We start from the raw sequence: 20,846 nt of genomic DNA, 5'->3' as shown, positions 1-20,846 counted from the left end.
GCCCCCCGGAAAACCCCTGAATTTTACCCAATCGGGGAATTCGAGGTATCTTTCAGAAGGTAAACTCATTTTTTGCGCATTTAAAAGGAGTAAGACTTAGTGGCTGAAGCAAACCAAAAACTCGTGATTGTCGAGTCCCCGGCGAAAGCCCGAACCATTGGGAGGTTTCTTGGCGACGACTTCGACGTGGAGGCATCGGTGGGTCACATTCGTGACCTCGCGCAGCCCTCTAATCTTCCCGCCGCGTTGAAAAAGACCGGCTACGCGAAGTTCGCGGTTGACTTGGATCACGACTTCGAGCCGTATTACGTGGTTGACGGGGATAAGAAAAAGAAAGTCAGCGAGCTGAAAGCCCGGCTGAAAGATGCTGACGAACTCCTGCTGGCCACTGATGAGGACCGTGAGGGGGAGGCTATTGCCTGGCACCTGCTGGAGGTGCTGAAACCGAAAGTCCCCGTGAAACGCATGGTGTTTCACGAAATTACGAAAGACGCTATCAACCATGCCCTGAACCATCCCCGCGAGCTGGACACCGACCTGGTCAATGCCCAAGAGACTCGCCGTATCCTCGACCGCCTGGTCGGATACGAAGTCTCCCCCCTGCTGTGGCGCAAGATTCGTACCGGCTTGTCAGCAGGACGGGTTCAGTCGGTGGCGACCCGCATGATTGTCGACCGGGAACGCGAGCGCATGAGTTTTACCTCTGCTGAATACTGGGATCTGGTGGCCTGGCTGACTCCCGAGGCGGGCGGCACCGAGTTCTCCGCCACTTTGCGGGAGGTGGATGGCAAACGCATTGCGACCGGCAAAGACTTTGACGAGCACGGAAAGCTCAAGTCCGCGGCACAAAAGGCCGGGGTGTTTGCACTGGATGGCGCCACGGCACGAAAGCTGGCTGACGCCATCAGCACCGGCGCGACCTGGTCGGTCGACGACGTGGACTCCAAGCCGTATCGGCGCCGTCCCCCCGCCCCATTCACGACGTCTTCCCTGCAGCAAGAAGCGTCCCGAAAACTACGGTTGAACTCGCGAGACACGATGCGCGTGGCACAGTCTCTGTACGAAAACGGCTACATCACCTATATGCGTACCGACTCGGTCAACCTGTCTGAACAGGCTATTTCCGCGGCTCGGTCCCTGGCGGTGAGCCGCTTCGGCAAGGACGCGGTCCCGGCTAAACCCCGCATCTATGAGACAAAAACGAAAGGGGCCCAGGAGGCTCACGAAGCTATCCGCCCCGCTGGGGAACAGTTCCAGTTGCCCTCGAGTCTGGAAGGCAAACTCGATGCGCGCGAATGGAAACTGTACAACCTCATCTTCCGGCGCACTCTGGCTTGCCAAATGAACGATGCCATCGGCACCACCGTGTCGGTGAAGATTGCGGCGGTTCCGGTCGATGGCTCGGTTCACGCCGAGTTCGGGGCATCCGGAACAGTGATTGAAAATCCCGGTTTCCTCGCCGCTTACGAGGAAGGCCGTGATGAGGGCGATGAGCCCGCGGTGACTTCCGGTGGGGGCAAGACCGGGGAGGCGAGGCTGCCACGGATGCAGGCCGCGGATCGGCTGCAGCTTGACCACTTGGATTCCGGGCAGGAGCGGCAGCACTTCACGACCCCGCCCGCCCGCTACACTGACGCGTCGCTGGTCAAAGCAATGGAAGAACGCGAGATAGGTCGACCCTCCACCTACGCTTCGACCATTTCCACCATTGTTGATCGGCAGTATGTGTATCGCCGCGGGCAGGCCCTGGTGCCGTCATGGCTGGCGTTTTCCGTGGTGAAACTGCTGGAAGAAAACCTGCCCGGGCTCATTGATTACGACTTCACGGCTGATATGGAAGCCGATTTGGATAAAATCGCGGCCGGGCAAGCCGACCGCACCCAGTGGTTAAAGGACTTTTGGTACGGTCACGGTAAAGGCTCTGACCTGCAAGGATTAGGGCTACAGCGCGCGGTGGCTGAGCTGGGAGATATTGATGCTGCCGCCCTGAACACAGTGGAACTGGGTGAAGGAATCGCCCTGCGCGTGGGACGCTACGGCCCCTACCTGCAGCGCGGCGAGGAACGCGCTTCGGTTCCAGATACAGTGGCTCCCGATGAGCTGACTCTGGAGATGGCTCGGGAACTGTTGGAAAAAGGTGCCCAAGGCGACCGGGTGGTGGGGGTACACCCCGAAACCGGACTTCAGATTGTCGCCAAGAACGGCAGGTTTGGTCCTTACGTGGAGGAACTGGCTCCGGAACCGAAAGCCGAGACGGACAGCGAAACCAAAGCAAAAAAGACCGCGAAAAAGAAACCCAAGAATCGGACGGCCTCCCTGCTGAAAACCCAGTCCCCGGACACGATTACCCTGGAGGAAGCCCTGCAGCTGTTAAGCCTGCCGCGCACGGTCGGTCAGGACAGTGAAGGCGTGGACATTGTGGCGTCTAACGGGCGGTACGGGCCGTACATCAAGCGCGGTACTGACACGCGTTCACTGGAAAGCGAGGAACAGCTGTTCACGTTGACGACCGAAGAGGCATTGGCGTTGCTGGCGGCTCCGAAAACTCGCGGGCGGGCGGCGACGTCGCAAACGGTGATGATGGAGTTTGGCGAGGATCCCGAAACGGGCCAGAAAGTCACCCTTAAGAACGGCCGCTACGGACCTTATGTGACGGACGGAACCACGAACGCGACCGTGCCGCGCGGCACCGACCCCGCCACGCTGACCGAAAGCTCCGCGTTTGAACTCTTGGCCATAAAACGCGCCAAAGGTCCCACCAAGAAACGCAAAGCGCCCGCACGCAAAACTACGGCGAAAAAAACCACCAAAAAAACAACCTCAAAAACTCCGAAAAAGTAAGCGAAAACCTGGTCGCGACCCCCAACAGTGAGACCACACCTAGGGGAACCTGTGGAATAGAAAGAAGATGAGCATCTTGGCCAGTAAAACCTTCTATTCACTGCGGTTCGCGAATTTTCGGCTGTGGTTTGTCTCGAATCTGTTTGCGGCGACCGCGATCTGGATGCAGCGTGTCGCCCAGATTTGGGTGGTCCTGGTCGTTTTGACCGACAATGACGCGTTTGCGGTCGGGATGACCACCGCCCTGCAGTTCCTGCCCCAGCTGATTTTCGGTTTCTTTGGCGGGGTGTTGGCAGATTGGATGGATCGGCGCCGGATGCTGCAGATTACCCAATCCGGGGTGGCCCTGCTGGGGTTGGTTCTGGGGATGTTGCTGCTGACCGGCTCAGCTCAGCTGTTTGAAATCTACCTCATCGCGTTCGTGACCGGCATTTTTGATGCCCTGGCGATTGCGCAGCGCCAAACTTTCATCGCGGAACTGGTTCCGGCGGACTGCCTGCCTAACGCGGTGGGGCTGAACTCGATGGCTTTCAACATCGCCCGCCTGATTGGTCCCGCCCTGGCGGGGGTGCTGATTGCGGTGCTGGGTCCGGGCTGGGTGTTCGTCATCAACACGGTCATTTTCGTGATTCCGGTAGTGACTCTGGCGCTGATGCGCCAGGAAAATTTCTTTTCGGTCAAGCGCGGGGTGCGCCGCCGCGGCATGATTCGGGAGGGTTTCGCCTACGTGCAATCCCGCTCCGACCTGAAAGCCATCATCTTCCTGATTACCTTGACCGGCGCTTTCGGATTCAACCTTCAGATGACCCAGGCTTTCATGGCCACCGATGTGTATGCCAAAGGGCCGGGCGAATACGGTTTGCTGGGGACGATGCTGGCGGTCGGTTCTCTCTCGGGTGCGCTGCTGGCGGCGCGGCGCACTCACCCGCGTTTCGCGATGGTCATTTCCGGGGTTTTCTTTTTTGGATTGGCCGAGGCGCTTTTGGCGCTGTGCCCGAGCTATGGGGCTTTTGCGGTCATGTCCATGCCCGCCGGGTTCTTTATGATTACCCTGCTGACCGCGGCAAACGCCCTGATTCAAACGTCTACGCCCGAAAGTTTACGAGGGCGGGTCCTCTCGATTTACTTCGTGTTCAACCTGGGTGCCACGCCCATCGGGTCCCCGCTGGTGGGCTGGGTTGGAGAAACTTTCGGAGCCCGCTGGAGCATCGGTTTGGGGGCGCTGGCCTGTATGGGTGCGGCGATAGCGGTGTTTATCTGGGCGCTGTTTGCTTGGCAGCTGCGGTTTTCCTGGCAGCGCCGGTGGCCGTTCCTGCTGATGGAAGGCCCACGAGAACGCCACTACCATTGCGGACCGAACCCCATCCACACCATTTACCCCGTAGACCCCGGCTATTGCGGTCCCGAAGCGGAAGCGACCAGGGACGATAGCGAGAACACTTCGGAAAACCTGACCCAGGCGCCTTGTGAAAACCCAACCGAGAACACTTCGGAAAACCCCAGCGGTAACCCTGGTGAAAACCCCAGCACCAACTCTGGTGACGACGCTGCCGGAAACCCCGCTAGCGACCCCGACGAACAGTGATTTAGTCCAGGCCGAGTTCTTTGCGCAGGCGGGCGACATGCCCGGTGGCCCGCACGTTGTATTTCGCGGAAATCAGCGTGCCGTCGGGGCCAACCACGAACGTGGAGCGCACCACCCCGAGCTTTTTCGTCAAGGGTTTCACCTGCCATACGCCGTAGTCCGATGAGACTCTATGGTCCGGGTCGGAGCCCAAGGCAAAGTTCAGGGTCTGTTTGTCGCGGAACTTTTCCAGGGCAGGCATTTGGTCCGGGCTAATCCCGATGACCGTGTATCCCGCGGATTTCAGGGAGTTTAGGGAATCGCGGAAGTCACAAGCCTCCGTGGTGCAGCCCGGGGTCATCGCACGGGGGTAAAAGTACACGACCACCCCGGCTTTTGCGGCCTGGAGAGCCTCGGAGAGGCAAAAAGTGCCCTCGGTAGTTTCGATTGTAAAGTCCGGGGCCGCATCGCCCATGTTGAGTTTCTGTTCCATGTCTCTATCCTACGACCCGCCCGGCAGTTCGCCCCGCCCAGGGATTAGGGTGAGTGTGTGATGACTATCACATTACGAGAGGAAGACAGTGTGATACTATTATGAGTGGGGCGATTGGTGATTAGGTACTAGGTAAGGAGAACTATCATCAAATACAAGTCGCGTACACTTTTTGTGCTGGTCTGTTTAGTCGTTCAGGCGTTCGTAATGTCGTGGGCAATTCCTGCTTTTGCTACAGATTATGAAAACAAGATTGAAAATACTGTAGCTATTGATACTCCAGAATTTAGAGAGTATTTAACTGTACATGGAGTGCCAAATAATAAAATTGACAGCTTAATAAACAAAATTGAACAAGGAGAGACGTTAGACTCCGATTTGAATTACTCCAAGCCAGTTCAAATCGTTCCTATCCGTACCAGAAGTTACAATGGCTCTCGTTATGAGTATCAAGACGGATCATTTGTTGAACTAACATCTAATATTAACAATGACGTATTTGCGGACTCACCACATTTAAAAAATGCAAGTATTTCAAATTGTCACAGACAGTCAAAAAACCGCGATTATGTGTGGAGAAACTGTACTATTTCCATTAGTAAAACTATACTGAACTTCGGTTTTTCCTTCAATGCCTCTGCCTACTATGATTCCGGTAAATACCTAGGATACATAGACTCGACATGGGGTGAATTTCATAATTGTATCGGTTGTGTAATGAGTGAATTTGCCATGACACGTACCGCAAACTCAGCAAAATATGCAGGAACCCTTTCGTTGGTAGGAACATTTACACGAGATGTCTATGTTCAAGCGATTATGGAAGGAAGTAAGCTTTCTCCATATTGGCAAAGTTGAGGTAGATTAGTATGAATACATTATTTTACAGTGCTGTATATTCCATCTATTCAGCGCACGCCGTTCCATATATGTCTGATACTATGGCCGACCTAACGCTATGGGGTTCTCTTCTGCTCAGATTTGCTGCCTGTATTTTTACATTGTTGATAGCCATCCGTCTTTACCGGTATCTGGGTTATCGACTTAAAGAGATTAAAAAGCAGAACAAACCAAACCTAGATGATGTAAATCAAACTCCTTCATCTAGTTGAGAGTAGAAGTTGTGCTATCTCACTTTTTTGTTAGAGTGTGCGCACGCCGATAAGATTCTTTACTAGACATACAGTGGTTAACTGTTCCCGATATAGGCTATAGTTTTAGTTTGCGGTTTATTCGCACAGCTATCTCAATACCCGGAGGCGGACAGCGGCTTGATGTGGCGCAAAAACAACGCCAGGATGATAACCACAACTGCCAGGGAGCCAGAAATCGTCACCACTCCCAGCCAGCCCAGGGCGGTCCAACCAAAACCAGCTAGGGTGCCGAAAATCGAGCCGCCGGCATAGTAAACAATCGAGTAGGCTGACGAAGCCTGGCCGGTGGCGCCCACGCCGGACACCGCCCGAGCCGTGACCCAGCCGGTCGCTACGGAATGAACCGCAAAAAACCCGATGGTAAACACGACCAGACCCGCAAAAATCGCCCACAACGGCTTGGCCAACATCATCACAATCCCCACCAGATAGATGATGCCGGCGACCGGGACGACAGCGCGCCTGCCAAAACGTGAAGCCAAGCTGCCCGCTGTGGAAGCTGCAAACGAGCCGAACAGGTTGACCAGGAAAATCAGGGAAACAATCCAGGTCGCCATAAAGTAGGGTGCGCCGGTCAAACGGTAGGGCATCATGTTGAGGATACTTTGATAAGCGCCCAGAGCGGTGCCGCCAATCACGAACAGCAGCACCAAACCGGGTTCGGTCAGGACATCCTTGGTGTGTTGCAACAGGGCTTTCAACCCCGGCTCGGCCTTAGAGAAACCCTCTTGTTTGGGCAAAAGCAGCCACACCAACACCGTGCCGACCACGCCGATGCACCCCAGGATAGTGATGGTCATGTCCCATCCCACCAGGTGAGACAGAAACCCGGAGAGAATCCGACCCAACATACCGCCAATCGCGGTGCCGGCTACGTAAGAACCGGCCGCCTTGGGCAGCTCAGCTGAACAGATTTCTTCAGCCAGGTAAGCCGTGGCCACCGCGGGTAAACCCGCCAAAGCCATGCCTTGCACAAAACGCCCGACCATCAAAAAGCCCCAGTTCGGGGTAAAGCCCAAGATAATCCCCAGGAGGGAAGCTGCGAACAGGGAAATCAAAATAATCGGGCGGCGTCCCAGACGCTCCGAGGACGGCCCGATAAAGAACATCGAGATAGCTAACGCCAGGGTCGTCAGCGACAGCGCCAGCGAGGCCGTGACCGGGGAAATCGAGAAAAACTTCGAGATGTCCGGCAGCAGCACCTGCACCTCATAAATCTGGGCGAAAGTCACGAAACCGGCTACGAACAGGGCAAACTTGATGCGTCGGTATTCCGGGTCGTGACTGGTGTAGCCGGTGAAAGCCGCTTGGGCGTCAGGGCGCAGCGCCGTCAGGGGTAGTTTCTCAATCGGAACAGGAATGCCGCCCGCTTCGGTGCGGGCGGCATCAATCATGGCAGGGTCGGGAGAAGCCAGGATACTGTCGGGCTGGCGAGGACCAGGAGCCTTAGATTTGCGTGCTGACGACATATGGCCAGTATATTCCTCAGCTGTACGCACGCTGACATCGCTGATATTCCGAACCCGCGCTCATCGAGCCACGCCGCCGGTGCGGGCTGAGGGCGCCGGGCAGCGTGTTTGAGGCGGGGTCTGCGTGACTCGTGCGGGGACGAGGGACTACTCGGTGTACAGCGGAGCGAGCCGCGTATAGAAACGCGACGAGAAATCCGCGAAATCCTGTGCCATGCCCTGAGCGGTATCCGTGGAATCCACCAGGGACAGCGCCAAAACCGCGTTGCCCTCCGGTACATAACACACGTCCAAAGTCTGGCTGACCTGGTTGCTTGTCACGGTTTGGCGGTAGCCGTTCGTACAAGATGCCACGGGGTCGTTCGCTTTGAGAGTCATCTTAACGGTGCCGGTCGGGGCGCTCACCGTTACTTCCTCGCAGTTCCTGATCATGGTGTTGAGGTCATCAATCATCGACCGCACGTCCTGCTCGGAAGGCGCCAGGAATACCTGAGCTGCGGCCTTACCGTCAGGCGCTTGGGCCGCCAAGGAGGGCCAATGCAGCAGGGGAAGGTTGAAAGAATTGCGCATCATGGCTTGGCAGCCGGAACCGGCGGGATCAAACTTCAATCCGGCCGGGTTTTTCAGGTCGCGCACCTGATCCCCGGCCAGGTCAACCTGTTGGCGCAGCTGAGTGGATTCGTCCTCGTTGAACGGTGTGAGCGAGTGCCCCGCCAGTTTCAGGTCGGCAAAAATGGCGGCCGTCGCGCCGATGTCAGGAGAGCCGGGCGCCGGTTTCGCGTCGACTTTACTTTGATCTGAGGCGCAGCCGGTCAGGCTCAAAGTCACCAGGCCGGCCGCGGCAATCATCGAAATAAGCTGGCGTTTCATTGGGCACCTCCGGGGGTTTGTGTGGGGGGGTTGCGTACTGGGCGGGGGAGTTCCGGGTGAAGAGTCCTCCGTCGCTGTTTCCGCCTGGAGCTCGACGGGCTGGCCGGGCCTGGAGGGCGAAACGGACACGGAAACGTCCCCCTCAGGACTTGTGGGGTCGCCCGAAACGTCGGCAGGAGCGGAAACGTTAGGTGCGGCCTCGGGAGCCCGCCGTAATACCATGTGATTCTCGCGCACCGGCAGCAACAGCAGCAACCCCACCAGCAGCACCAAGCCAATCCCGAGGATGCCCCAGTATTGAGCCTGCTCGTGAATCGCCATCATCGGGCCGCCCGGACCCGTGGTCACGGACAGCAAAGCGGGCGGAATAAACGGGGTAAAGTGCTGGCCCAGGCTGATGAACAGGGTAAACATCAGGGGAGCCAGCCACGTCACCGAGCGACCCGTCGTCTGGTAGAGCCCAAACACCTCGCCCTCGTGACCCTCGGGAATGCGCCGCGCCAGGAAAGAACGGGAAGCCGACTGGGCTGGGCCGACCCACAGCGTCATGAACAGCCCGATCGTCCACATGATGATTTTGCCTTGAGCGTGCAGGGCGAAAACCCCCAAACAGCAGGCTACCAGCATGATGAGCGAGAAAATCATGACTTTCTTGGGGCCGATTTTATCGTCAAAGAAACCCATCAACGTTGTGGCGATACCGGCCGCAACGTTGGCGACGACCGCAAAAATAATGACTTCCCCCGGAGAGAAACCAAAAGTCACCGCGGCGATGATGCCTCCGAACGTAAAGACGCCGGACAGCCCATCGCGGAAAATCGCGGAGGCAAGCAGGAAATACAACACGTTCGGGGCGTTACGGAACAGCCAGGCGATGGTTTGGAACAGCTTTTTGTAGGAAGTGAAAATAGACTCGTGCGGCAGGTTTTCGCTGCCCGGTACAACTCGTCCGCGCACGGTGAACAGCACAGGCACAAAGAAAATCAGCGACCACACGGCCGCGACCAGCATCGCGACCCGTATCCCCATGCCGTTTGAGGTATCCAAACCGGTGAAGTTATTTTCCGAGATGAAACCGAAGTTCAGGAACATCAACAGGACGATTCCGCCGAAATATCAGCTGGCCCAGCCGATACCGCTGATTTTTCCGATGTTGTCGGCGTTGGAAATCCGGGTCAGCATGGCGTAATAGTTCACGGTGGCGAACTCGAAGAACATGGTCATCAACGCCAGCAGGCCCACGCCCAGCCACAGGAAGTTCGGGTGCGGCGCTACAAAGAACATCGCCGCCAGGCAAGCGATGATGATTGCCGAAAACACTCCCAGCCAGAACGTCCCTTTGCCGCGCCGATCCGCGCGCTGCCCCGTGATGGGGGCAGTCAGCGCTACGATAATCCCCGCGATGGTCATGCCGGCTGAAACGGCTTGTGAAGAGGCAGTTTGGTTGCCAAAAGCGGCCCCGGTCAGGTACACCGTGAACACGAAAGTGGTCGCGACCGCGTTGACAGAGGCGCCGCCGGCGTCCCACATGCACCACGTAAGTATTTGTATGAATCCGCCTGGTTTTGACATTGTTTTCTCCTGTGAGCTGGTTGGATTCTGTTTGTGGAGCTGCGGCTAAAACGGTCCCCCGGACCGTTTTTTGACGCCTACGCGCCCGGCCCGCGATGGCTCATGCGCTTCGCGCTGCCATCGCGCCCCCATGCACCACGTAAGTATTTGTATGAATCCGCCTGGTTTTGGCATGTCTCTCCCCTTTGATGACTTTACTGTTAACCTACCGGTTTTAAGTTAGGGATTTGTTAAGTTCTCTCGTGTTATCTAGGGGTCCGCCGCTCAAGCGGGTTGTTGCTCGCTAGGTCGGTCCGTGCGGCGTCGGGGGGATGCCTCTCAGTCGCAGAAATGGGGTCCCGTTCTGTTTTTCTAAGCGGGCAAGCCGCTAAGAAAAACTACGAACACCCGCAGCGAGTGAGTCCTGATACGCGAGCTTGCTCGCGTATCAGGACGAGCGAGCCAGGGGACGCAATCTCGCAGAGATTGCAAGTACCCATATGCTCCTTCGAGGCCCTCCACCACGGGACCTCTTACGACCAAAATATCGAGGGTACCCCGGACAATCCTGTTTACCCCTCAGAACTGCATAGTGTGCCATCAATGGGACATCAAGGTGTGCAAATAGTATCTATTGTCTAGAAATCGTGAGTTATTGTTGCGGCTCAGGAAAAATCTGGGACGTCAGTAATGTGGGGAATGCTGGGATTCGGCGAGGGCCAGGTCAGCGGGAGTGGTGATTTTGTAGGCTAAGCGATCGCCGTCCACGGTCACGACTGGCAGGCCCGCGGCTTCGTATAGTGCTGCATCATCGGAAAATGCCGTGGACTCCGTAAGCGATTGCTCGGCAAACCGCTCGTGTAGTGCAGCCAACTCGTGCAGGTAAAAGCCCTGGGGCGTTTGGACAGCCCGCAACGTCGCGCGGTTTGGGGTGGCGGTGACGATCTCGACTGGCTCGTCGGGATGGGTCCGCGGAGTTACGACCTTGATTGTGTCGGTGACGGGTAGAACGGGAACAACGGCCCGATGACCGTCCTGCAAAGCCGCCACCACGCGGTCAAACACTGCGGAGGGAGCGAAAGGTCGGGCCGCGTCATGAACCAGGACCAAGTCATCGTCTTGCACCGGGTCAACCATGTTTACCAGTGCCCGTATGGCTGCCGCTACTGAGCCTTGTCGCGAAGAGCCGCCGGGGACAACCGCAGCGGGGATGCCATCACTGGAAACCACCGACTTAAAACGGTCTAGCTGCGCTGACGGGGCGCTGACAACCACAAAATCGCACCTGGGTAGACCTTGCAAAGCCCACTCCAGCAATGGGCGGTCCGCTACGAGAACCAGCGCTTTGGGCATATCGCAGCCGAGCCGAGTTCCCGACCCCGCCGCAGTCAGCACCACAAAAAGTCTCACCCTGTCAATTTACCCCCAAAATTTTCCCCTGGTTTCGGGGTGTGCGTGGATTATAGGGGGAATATAGCCGGGTAGCTGCCAATAATGGCAGCTACCCGGCTATTCTCCCCTTATATCTGCAACCTAGCGAGTAGCTTTTGGTTCTCCCGGCCATTTAATCCCGGATTTCTGTCCTGTTTGGGAGTGAAACCTCCGTGGTTTTTCGGAAGAGTTGCACGAATGACCGATTTCAACCCAGAATCTGGACCATCATAGACTCCCTATTTTCTAAACCTGCAGGTTATGGCGATTCTAGTTCCTGCCGATAGGCTCTGAGCATAGCGAAATCGGTCATTCATGCAAGACAGGCCGGTTTTACGCGAGGGTGGTGAAGTGCCTCGAAGGCGCATATGGGTACTTGCAATCTCTGCGAGATTGCGTCCCCCGGCTTGCTCGTCCTGATACGCGAGCATGTTCGCGTATCAAGGCTCACTCGGTACGGAAAGCGTAGCTTTCCATGTCTTTCTGCGACTCAGAGCCCCCCGAACACCGCCAAACCTCACTGCCCGGCAGTTTGTGATCAAAATCGGTGATTAAACAGGGGTACGTGACCATATAGACCAGCAACCCCGATTTAATCACCAAATAACATCAACCCCAGCCCGAACCCCACAAGCACTCGCGGGCATACTGGCACCGCCTAACCTCGCGCGGCCGGCAGGGTGCTCTTCGGTTGGACAACTTGATAAACTGGCATAAAAAAGCCCCGATGTGAGGAGCCACTTTGCTTGCTGATTATTCTGCACCGCTGCGAAAGCTGAAAGAGACGCTGTTCTCTGTGACGCCTATTGTCGCGATTGTCGTGGTTTTGGCACTCACGCTGGTTCCTCTGGAAGGCTCGCTGCCGGCGCGTTTTGCCTTGGGCACGTTCGCAATTATCGTGGGTTTGGCGATTTTCCTGCTGGGAGTAGACATTGGCCTGACCCCCATCGGGCAGCTGCTGGGACACGCCATCGCTCGGTCCGGCAGGATTTCGGTCGTGATATCAGCAACCTTTGTGTTGGGCCTGTTCATTTCGGTAGCGGAGCCTGACCTGCATATTTACGGTGGCCAAGTCGAGCTGATCACTGGCGGGTTACTGGGTAAACTCTTTTTGGTGCTGGTGGTGAGCCTGGGGATAGCGGCGTTTCTGACTATCGGCATGGTGCGCATCATCCGTTCCATCCCTCTGAAATTCATCCTTCTGGGCGCCTATGTTTTGGTGGCGGTCCTAGGCTTTTTCGCTCCCACTGAGTACCTCGCGATTTCTTTCGATGCTTCAGGAGCCACCACCGGGGCGTTGACCGTGCCGTTCATCTTGGCGATGGCGGCGGGGGTGTCCGCGATGAAAAAGGACTCCCGTGGCGGTGAAGCTGATGCGTTTGGGCTGGTGGGAATTACTTCCGCGGGGGCAATTGTGGCGGTGCTGGTTACCGCCGTCATCTTTCGGCTGGGAGAGATTCCCCGCGACATTCCCGCTCCGGAAGTGTTGAATCTCAGCCCGTTGGCGGCGCTGGCACAAGAGGCTCCTCGTCAGGTTCGTGACGTGGCGCTCGGATTGGCTCCGATTCTCACCGCCTTCGTGGTAGGAGCTGTAGCAAAGTTTTTCCCCCTGACCGCGGAGAAACTGCGTCGTATCATCTTGGGCCTGGTGTTTTCCTACGTCGGCCTGGTTACGTTCCTGACCGGGGTCAACGCGGGTTTCATGGATGTGGGCCGCACTATCGGTGAAACGCTGGCCGCTAACCAGCATCCCGCCCTGCTGCTGGCAGTGGCGTTCGGGCTGGGGGTCGTGACGATTCTGGCCGAACCGGCAGTCTACGTACTGATGGACCAGGTCGAGGACGTTACGGCCGGGGCCGTGCACCGCAAAGCGGTGATGTTTTCGCTGGCACTAGGGGTGGGCGTGGCGGTCGTGCTGTCCACCGCGCGGGTCCTCGTGCCCACGCTGGAGCTATGGCACATCCTGCTGCCGGGATACGTGGTAGCTGTCATCATGATGCGTTACGCTCCACCGCTGTTTACCGGCATCGCCTTCGATTCCGGCGGGGTGGCGTCCGGGCCCATGACCGCTACTTTCGTGCTGGCTTTTGCCCAAGGAGCGGCGGCCGGGACACCGGGAGCAAACGTGGTGGTGGACGGACTAGGGGTAATCGCAACGGTCGCCATGACACCGCTGATTACCATTCAAATTCTCGGACTAATATATTCTTCTAAGACAAGGAAGGTTTCCCATGCTTGAGAAAGACTGGCACAAGGACACGGTGCTGCTCTACGTTGTGGTCAATCACCAGATGGCTTCCAAAGTTATTGCCGAAGCGAAAAAACACGGGATTCGCGGCGCCACGGTGATGCTGGGACGCGGCACCATCAAGAACAAGTGGCTCAACGCTATCGGCGTGGTGGATTCCCGCAAAGAAGTCCTCATCATGGGTGCCGACACCGCCACCGCCAGCACGGCGATGCAGGCGCTGGCAAAACGTTTCCACTTCGAGAAACCCAACCGGGGTATTGCTTTTGCGGTTGAGATGGAGGGCATCGCGGGAACGTCCGCCATTGAACGCTGGCCCGAACCCCCCGCGGACCACGCCGTGCAATCGGCACAGTGGCAGCTCATCACCATCATTGTCGAGCACGGCCGGGCCGAGGATGTGGTTGAGGCTGCGCAAAGTGCCGGAGCTCGCGGAGGCACCATCATTGCCGGGCGCGGCTCGGGGGTCGCCCAAATAGAACTGGTGCTGGGCATGGAAATCGAACCGGAAAAAGACATTGTGTTTATGCTGACCCCCGCTCAGAGCGCCCCTCAGATTGAGGACGCCATCGACCAGCGACTCGACTTGAAAAAACCCAACCACGGCATTCTTTTCACCCAAAATGTGGTCGCTGTCAGTGGGCTGTACCAGGGAGCGTAGATGAATACCTTAACCGCAAAGCTGTGGGAAACGACCAAGTCGGTCCTTCCCATAGCTGGTGTTGTGGTGTTGGTGCATCTCACGGTCGTTCCCCTGCCGGGAGTACTGCTGCCGCGTTTCGGTCTGGGCGCCATCGCGATTATCGCCGGGCTGTCGCTGTTCCTGCTGGGGGTCGAGGTTGGTATCGCCCCTATCGGACGGATTATGTCCTCGACCGTGGTGAAGTCCGGGCGGATTACGGTGGTTATGACGCTCACGTTCGTGCTGGGGTTCCTGTTGACTATGGCGGAACCGGATATTCTCATCTATGCGGCGCAGGTCAACATGTTGACCCGCGGGATAGTGTCCTCGATTCTGTTGATTATGGTGGTTTCCGCAGGGTTGGCGGTGCTGCTGTGTTTGGGTATGGTGCGGATTTTGCGCGGCTGGAAACTTCGCTGGGTGCTGCTGGCGTCTTATGGCCTGGTGGCGCTGTTGGCGCTGGTGGCACCCATGCAGTATCTGGCGATTGCTTTCGACGCGTCCGGCGCCACGACCGGGCCGCTGACTGTGCCGGTCGTGCTGGCTTTCGCCACCGGGGTAGCGTCGATGAAACGCGACTCAGCCCGCAGCGAATCCGACGCGTTCGGGCTGGTGGCGATTGCTTGCGTGGGTGCGATTTTAGCCCTGCAAATCACGTCTATCCTGCTGCACCTGGGTGCCTTGCCGACCACCGGACCGACCTTGACTCCGGACACGACCCACCTCTTTGAACCACTGGTGAAACATTTTCCGATGGAAGCCCGCAGCGTCAGCCTCGCCCTCGCCCCGCTGCTGGCGCTGTTCCTGATTGGAAACGTCACGGTGTTCAGGCTGCACAAGTCAGCTCGCCGCAGCGTCATCGCGGGTATCGTCATGGCGTTCTTGGGTCTGACTTTCTTCCTGACCGGCGCAAACGGTGGTTTCATGGACGTGGGACGCACGATTGGGGTGAGCTTGGCGCTGCGCGGCAGCGCGCCGCTGCTGCTGGGTATCGCTTTTGCGCTGGGTTTCCTGGCGGTGCTGGCGGAACCGGCGGTACACGTCCTGACCGAGCAGGTGCAGGAGGTCACTTCCGGGTCGGTGCGCGCCTCTGCCGTGATGGCGGCGATGGCACTAGGGGTGGGCTCGGCAGTTCTGTTGTCTACATTGCGCCTGGTGATACCCAGTTTAGAGCTGTGGCACATGCTGTTGCCGGGATATCTGGTGGCGGTCGGGCTGACGTTCGTGTCCTCAGAGTTGTTTGGCGGGCTGGCTTTTGATGGCGGCGGGGTCGCGCCTGGCCCGATGCTGACCACGTTTGTGCTGGCCTTTGCCCAGGGCGCGGCCGCGGGCACCCCCACTGCGGACGTGGTAGAGGACGGTTTGGGACTCATCACCATGGTGGCACTGATGCCCCCGATTGTGTTGCAGCTGCTCGGTATCGTGTTCCAGGCTCGCGCCCGGCGTCGCACCAACCTGCGGAACAGCGACCCGTGGGCGAGCTCCACCCCGACTGGTGAGACCAACCTCAACTCGACCCACTCTGCTGATGCGAAATCTACCCCCCGCGCTGCTGCCGTCTCGGCAGGGCACCAACCGGCTGAAACTGGCCACGGAAAGAAGGAAAACTCATGATTCAGGCGATATTGACCGTTGTGGAAAAAGGCCACGCCGAAGAGGTCATCGATGCGGCGGTGCAGGCCGGCTCGCACGGCGGGACGATTATTAATGCGCGCGGCTCTGGAGTCCACGAAACCGCCACCCTGTTCGGTTTGGGGATTGAACCGGAAAAAGAGTTGGTGATAATCCTGGCCGACCGGGCGAAAGCCCCGCAAATAGTGGAAACCATCTACGAAACTCTGGAATTGCGCCAGCCCGGGAACGGCATTGTTTTCGTGCAAAACACGGTTCGCGTGCGCGGGCTTTACCAACCGACCGAGTAGGACCGGCAAAGCGTCCGAAACTTCCAAAGTGTCCGAAGCGTACAAAACGGGATAATACAGGCAAAAAATAATAGTTGGAGGAAAACCTCCAACTATTATTTGTAAAAGTTATGGTGTCTTAGGAGGCCAGAACTTCGTCTAGGCGCAACGAAGCGTCCTCTTCGTTGGTTTTCTCAGCCAAGGCCAACTCGGAAACCAGAATCTGACGCGCCTTGGTCAGCATCCGCTTTTCGCCGGCGGACAGTCCGCGGTTCGAGTCACGGCGGGACAGGTCACGCACGACTTCGGCCACCTTGACTACGTCGCCGGTAGCGATTTTTTCTACGTTGGCCTTGTAACGGCGCGACCAGTTGGAGGGCTCATCGGTCTTCTTGGCGCGCAACACTTCAAAGACGTGCTCCAGTCCGGCTTCATCAACCACGTCGCGCACTCCGACCATCTCTACGTTCTCAGACGGAATCTGGATGGTGAGGTCGCCCTGAGCTACACGGAGCTTGAGATATTCGCGTTCCACACCTCCAATAACTCGGGTTGTGATCTCTTCGATCGTGGCGGCCCCATGATGGGGATAAACAACGGTTTCGCCAACCTTAAATGTCATATTGAAAATCTCCCGTTTTTGAGGTGGATATACTTATATTATCACGATTTTGTGGTAAAGAGCAATTAAAGCTACGCTCACTTTTGGCGCAATGGCGCGAAAAAATGCCCCCCGTAGCACGAATTTTTACCGAGGTAACAATGATTGAACCGAAAAGAAAAAAGAAGTCCGACCGTAAAAAAAAGCAGGGTATTGACCTAACAAACGCTCCGGTAAAACGGAAAGCAGTCAAGGCGGCACGTCGGGCGGTGGCTTCTCAAGCCGCGGATGTGGCGGCTTTGCACGGAGTCGAAGCGGAACTGCTCGACCCGCCGGTCTATCAGGTTCGGCGGCACGGGATTTTGGCGGAGCCTTCGCGCGGCACCGAGTTCTAAAATCCCCAACGACAGGCAATTACATGGGGCGCCTCGGTATACCGAAGCGCCCCACACATGTTTAAAATGAACTATTTGCCCTGGTTAGCCACCGCTTTGATGGCGTCGGCAGCTGCGTCCGGATCCAGGTAGCGGCCGTGGGCGACAGGCTTGAAGTCCTCACCCAGCTCGTAGTACAGCGGAATTCCGGTGGGAATGTTCAGACCTGAAATCTCATCATCGCTGATGGAATCCAGGTGTTTCACAATGGCGCGCAGCGAGTTGCCGTGAGCCGCCACCATGACGGTCTTGCCGGCCTTAAGGTCTGGAATGACCGCGTCTTGCCAGTAGGGCAACGCGCGTTCCAGCACGTCCTTGAGACATTCCGAACGCGGAATCGGCTCGCCGGCGTAACGCGGATCGGCGTCCTGGCTGAACTCGGAACCGAGCTCAATCTGGGGCGGCGGCACATCATAGGACCGGCGCCACTGCATGAACAGATCCTCGCCGTATTCGTCGCGGATAGCTTTCTTGTTCAAGCCCTGCAAGGCGCCGTAGTGCCGTTCGTTCAACCTCCACGAGCGGCGCACCGGAATCCAGTGCCGGTCGCACGCGTCCAACGCCAGGTTGGCGGTCATAATCGCGCGGCGCAGCAGGGAGGTGTGCAGGACATCAGGCAGGATGCCTTCCTTCTTAAGTAGTTCGCCGCCACGGGTAGCTTCGGCGCGGCCTTTTTCGCTCAAAGGCACGTCAACCCAGCCGGTGAACAGGTTTTTTGCATTCCATTCGCTCTCGCCATGGCGGAGCAGCACAAGTTTGTACGTCATAGTTTCATTCTTACACAGGCCTTTGCCCGTCATAGGGCTTTTGGTCCCGGTTTTCGGGTGTGCCACGCCATTGGTGAGTGTTCACGAAAGGGCGGGCAAGAACCCTGGTGCGACCTCACAAATCCACACCGTCAGTGCCGCGGCGACAGCCACAACGAACAGCGACTGACCTCGCCATGACAGCACCAGAGCCACCCCAATGCCCAACACTGCGGAAATCAGGGAACCGGTCGAGAGGAACGCGGCGGGAATAATCATCGCGGACAGCACCGCCCACGGCACGTAATACAGGAAAGAATTTATCCACGGGGATTTGATGTCCCGGCGTAACACCAGCAGCGGCAGGGCGCGCAAAGTGTATGTGACCAGCGCGGTCACGAGGATAGCTGTGGCCAGGTAGCTCATAGTTCGCCCGCTTTCTCCACTTCGCCGCCGGACAGTTGTGGGTCGGTTGCCACCTGACGATGCGGAAAGAACGTGGCCCCAATCCCCGCGGCCACCAGGGTGGCAATAATGATGTGCCAGCCGGAGGACAGCTGGGACACGACCGGGGCAAAAGCGAGGGCGACCGAAGTCCCCGCCGCGATGGCCACCACGATTTTTACCTGCGCGGACTGTTTAAACGGGGGCATGACGATGGCGATAAACATGGCGTAAAGCAAAATTCCCGCCGCGTTTTCCACCGCTTTGGGCAGCGCCTCGCCCACGAACGCCCCGACCAGGGTGCCTGACACCCAGCCCAGAATCGGCAGAATCATCGAACCCAGATAATGCGCGAAACCCACGTGAGCCCGCCCGATGTTGATGGCATAAATCTCGTCCGTGACCCCCAGAGCCATCACCATTCGTTTGAGACTGCCGACCGGGCGAGGATTCGTGCTGGTCAGGCGCTGGGACAGGGAGGTGCTCATCAGCAGGTAGCGCAGGTTCACCAGCGCCGTGGTTACGGCCAGCTCCACCAGGCCGCCCTGGGCCGCAATGATGGTGATACCGGCAAACTGGCCGGTAGAGGACATATTGGTGAGGGATAATATGGCCGAGGACAGGGGCGGCAGTTTGCCTTGCGCCCAATACATGCCGATGGCGATAGAAACCGCGAAATATCCCAACCCGATAGGAAGTCCCGCCTTGATTCCCGCGGTAAAGTCGTGTGTTTTCAACAGTCTGACCTGCTTTACGGGGCTAACCGAACGTGACCGGGCCGCACTGAGCCCCAGCGGGGGTGTCCACCACCGGAGCGACGTGGGCTTGCAACAGGTCGCGAATCGCGTCGGCACGGTCCCAATCCCGCTGGGCTTTCGCGTCAGCGCGCTGCTGCAAAAGGGCGGTGACCAGTGCTTCCAGGGTTTCGTTTGGGGCCTGCGCGGTGTCGGGGGCGGCACTGGCCGCCGGTGTTGCGGGCGCTGGCGTGGCCCAAGCCGGGTCGGCCGGGTCCAAACCGAACACGTCCAGCATGGCGCGCAATTGCCGGGCTGCCTGCTGAGCCGCAGGCGTGTCCCCGCTGGCCAAGGCCGTTTTACCGGATTTTAGGGTACGGTGCAGTGCCGGGAGGGCGCCGGGAACATTCAAGTCGTCGTCCAAAGCCGCCACAAAGTCATCGGGTAGCTCGACCGCAGCCAGTTCGCGTTGCCGAGCAAGGTCTGGCTCGACGTCGCCATAGATATTGCAAGCCTCCACAGCCGCCGCCCCCGCCGAAGCGGACCGAGGAACTTGCTGGAGGAAACTGGTGAATTTGTCCCACAACAAAGCCGCCTGTTTCAAGGAATCTTCGGAGTATTCCAGATTCGTTCGATAGTGCGTGGTGACCACGGACATCCGCACCACCGCCGGATCCCAGTCCTCTAACAGGCGGCGCACCCCGACCACGTTACCGACCGACTTCGACATTTTTTCGCCCTTCAGCGTCAGCCAGGCGTTATGCATCCAGTAGCGAGCAAACCCCCAGCCCGCCCCGTGAGACTGCGCCATCTCGTTTTCATGGTGAGGAAAGCGCAGATCCAGCCCGCCGCCGTGAATGTCGAACGTGTCGCCCAGGTAAGCCTGGCTCATGGCGGAGCATTCCAGGTGCCAGCCGGGACGTCCGCGTCCCCAGGGCGCGTCCCAAGCCGCATCGGCGGGTTCGTCGTCTTTCGCGGCCTTCCACAAGGCAAAATCACGAGGGTCGCGCTTGCCCGCCTCTGTGGCGGTGTCGATTTGGGATTCGTCCTCGGTAGAAGCGAGTTCGCTGACCGGCTGGTTCGTCAGCGCGCCATAGTCCGGCAGGGACGTCACCGAGAAATACACGTTACCGTTCGTGTCACTGTAGGCGTGACCGCGCTCGAGCAAGCGCTCAATCAGCGCAATCTGTTGGGGAATATGCCCGGTAGCGTGCGGGGTCACGGTCGGGGGCACGGTGTTCAAAGCCCGGTAAGCAAAGTCGAATTCCCGCTCGAAATGGGCCGCTAACTCCCACCACGGCACCCCGGCAGCGGCTGATTTAGTCAAAATCTTGTCGTCAATATCGGTGACGTTGCGCACGTAGGTCACCGCGTATCCCTGCCGGCGCAGCCAGCGTACCAGCACGTCAAAGTTCAGTGCGGCGCGCAAATGTCCCAGGTGAGGCGCTCCCTGCACTGTCGGCCCGCACAGATAGAGCCCCACCTTTCCCGGCGTGACCGGCTCAAAGTCGCGGACTTCATGCGTGGCGGAATCAAAAATCTTCATGTGCTAAGTCTACTGGCTCGGTCCGGCTTGGGGCAGTAATCGTGCAAATGCACGAATGACCGATTTCAAACCGGATTATTGGATTAGCCCCAGCATGTGCGATGTAAAACCACAGTTAGTGACGATTTCGATTTGGC

The 20,846-nt window shown here is 57.9% G+C and carries 17 protein-coding genes and 1 pseudogene; 8 read left to right on the top strand and 10 right to left on the bottom strand.

The annotated features are described in order from the left end of the window. Positions 1–99 precede the first annotated feature (99 nt). Together topA and SPI05_RS06760 are read left to right on the top strand one after the other, a co-directional pair. Positions 100–2,841, top strand: a complete 2,742-nt coding sequence (gene topA, locus SPI05_RS06765; protein WP_321077281.1) for a type I DNA topoisomerase — start codon at positions 100–102, stop codon at positions 2,839–2,841. A gap of 76 nt (positions 2,842–2,917) precedes the next feature. Then, a complete protein-coding gene (locus tag SPI05_RS06760) occupies positions 2,918–4,426 on the top strand; it encodes an MFS transporter (RefSeq protein WP_321077280.1) in 1,509 nt (502 codons plus the stop codon). A 1-nt stretch (position 4,427) separates the two neighbouring features. Here the strand turns inward: SPI05_RS06760 and SPI05_RS06755 are convergent, their stop codons facing one another. Further along, on the bottom strand, positions 4,428–4,898 hold the full coding sequence (locus SPI05_RS06755; RefSeq protein ID WP_321077278.1) for a peroxiredoxin: 471 nt from the start codon (positions 4,896–4,898) through the stop codon (positions 4,428–4,430). A gap of 207 nt (positions 4,899–5,105) precedes the next feature. Here SPI05_RS06755 and SPI05_RS06750 point away from each other — a divergent pair, with 207 nt between their 5' ends. Beyond that, positions 5,106–5,756: a hypothetical protein gene (locus tag SPI05_RS06750; RefSeq protein WP_321077277.1), complete on the top strand. Its 651-nt coding sequence runs from the start codon at positions 5,106–5,108 to the stop codon at positions 5,754–5,756. A gap of 388 nt (positions 5,757–6,144) precedes the next feature. Here SPI05_RS06750 and SPI05_RS06745 read toward each other — a convergent pair whose 3' ends face one another. From SPI05_RS06745 to SPI05_RS06730, 4 genes and pseudogenes are all read right to left on the bottom strand, one after another. Further along, positions 6,145–7,521, bottom strand: a complete 1,377-nt coding sequence (locus SPI05_RS06745; RefSeq protein ID WP_321077275.1) for an MFS transporter — start codon at positions 7,519–7,521, stop codon at positions 6,145–6,147. 147 nt (positions 7,522–7,668) lie between these two features. Beyond that, entirely contained in the window at positions 7,669–8,391 is a 723-nt protein-coding gene (locus SPI05_RS06740; protein WP_321077273.1) for an ABC transporter, read from the bottom strand. Continuing rightward, positions 8,388–9,963, bottom strand: a pseudogene (locus tag SPI05_RS06735) (MFS transporter). The gene SPI05_RS06740 and the pseudogene SPI05_RS06735 overlap by 4 nt, the downstream one beginning before the upstream one ends. A gap of 663 nt (positions 9,964–10,626) precedes the next feature. After that, on the bottom strand, positions 10,627–11,352 hold the full coding sequence (locus tag SPI05_RS06730) for a 2-C-methyl-D-erythritol 4-phosphate cytidylyltransferase (protein ID WP_321077272.1): 726 nt from the start codon (positions 11,350–11,352) through the stop codon (positions 10,627–10,629). 763 nt (positions 11,353–12,115) lie between these two features. Here SPI05_RS06730 and SPI05_RS06725 point away from each other — a divergent pair. Genes SPI05_RS06725 through SPI05_RS06710 form a run of 4 tightly spaced genes read left to right on the top strand, consistent with a single transcriptional unit; the run spans position 12,116 to position 16,225 of the window. Beyond that, positions 12,116–13,612: a DUF1538 domain-containing protein gene (locus tag SPI05_RS06725; protein ID WP_321077271.1), complete on the top strand. Its 1,497-nt coding sequence runs from the start codon at positions 12,116–12,118 to the stop codon at positions 13,610–13,612. Further along, positions 13,605–14,282, top strand: a complete 678-nt coding sequence (locus tag SPI05_RS06720; RefSeq protein WP_321077270.1) for a P-II family nitrogen regulator — start codon at positions 13,605–13,607, stop codon at positions 14,280–14,282. Before SPI05_RS06725 ends, SPI05_RS06720 begins: the two co-directional genes overlap by 8 nt. Then, a complete protein-coding gene (locus SPI05_RS06715; RefSeq protein ID WP_321077269.1) occupies positions 14,283–15,917 on the top strand; it encodes a DUF1538 domain-containing protein in 1,635 nt (544 codons plus the stop codon). It abuts the gene before it with no gap. Beyond that, entirely contained in the window at positions 15,914–16,225 is a 312-nt protein-coding gene (locus SPI05_RS06710) for a P-II family nitrogen regulator (protein WP_321077268.1), read from the top strand. Before SPI05_RS06715 ends, SPI05_RS06710 begins: the two co-directional genes overlap by 4 nt. Before the next feature lie 118 nt (positions 16,226–16,343). Here SPI05_RS06710 and SPI05_RS06705 read toward each other — a convergent pair whose 3' ends face one another. Beyond that, a complete protein-coding gene (locus SPI05_RS06705; RefSeq protein ID WP_282922572.1) occupies positions 16,344–16,826 on the bottom strand; it encodes a CarD family transcriptional regulator in 483 nt (160 codons plus the stop codon). A 140-nt stretch (positions 16,827–16,966) separates the two neighbouring features. On the opposite strand from SPI05_RS06705, the gene SPI05_RS06700 reads away from it, so the two are divergent. Continuing rightward, entirely contained in the window at positions 16,967–17,200 is a 234-nt protein-coding gene (locus SPI05_RS06700) for a hypothetical protein (RefSeq protein WP_321077267.1), read from the top strand. 71 nt (positions 17,201–17,271) lie between these two features. On the opposite strand, the gene SPI05_RS06695 is transcribed toward SPI05_RS06700, so the two are convergent. The 4 genes from SPI05_RS06695 to cysS all read right to left on the bottom strand — a co-directional run bounded on the left by SPI05_RS06695 (position 17,272) and on the right by cysS (position 20,709). Next, on the bottom strand, positions 17,272–18,006 hold the full coding sequence (locus tag SPI05_RS06695) for a phosphoglyceromutase (RefSeq protein ID WP_321077266.1): 735 nt from the start codon (positions 18,004–18,006) through the stop codon (positions 17,272–17,274). An 81-nt stretch (positions 18,007–18,087) separates the two neighbouring features. Then, positions 18,088–18,411: an AzlD domain-containing protein gene (locus tag SPI05_RS06690; protein WP_321077265.1), complete on the bottom strand. Its 324-nt coding sequence runs from the start codon at positions 18,409–18,411 to the stop codon at positions 18,088–18,090. Continuing rightward, the gene (locus tag SPI05_RS06685) at positions 18,408–19,166 is read right to left on the bottom strand and encodes an AzlC family ABC transporter permease (protein ID WP_321077264.1); all 759 of its coding nucleotides are present in this window, start codon (positions 19,164–19,166) and stop codon (positions 18,408–18,410) included. The genes SPI05_RS06690 and SPI05_RS06685 overlap by 4 nt, the downstream gene beginning before the upstream one ends. Before the next feature lie 22 nt (positions 19,167–19,188). After that, positions 19,189–20,709 carry a cysteine--tRNA ligase gene (cysS, locus tag SPI05_RS06680; RefSeq protein ID WP_321077263.1) on the bottom strand — a complete coding sequence of 507 codons (1,521 nt, stop codon included), beginning with the start codon at positions 20,707–20,709 and terminating at the stop codon, positions 19,189–19,191. Between the last annotated feature and the right edge of the window lie 137 nt (positions 20,710–20,846).

It is taken from the genome of Mobiluncus sp., assembly GCF_034180645.1.
In the GTDB taxonomy this organism is placed as follows: Bacteria; Actinomycetota; Actinomycetes; order Actinomycetales; family Actinomycetaceae; genus Mobiluncus.
This window is presented reverse-complemented; position numbering and strand designations above follow the sequence as displayed.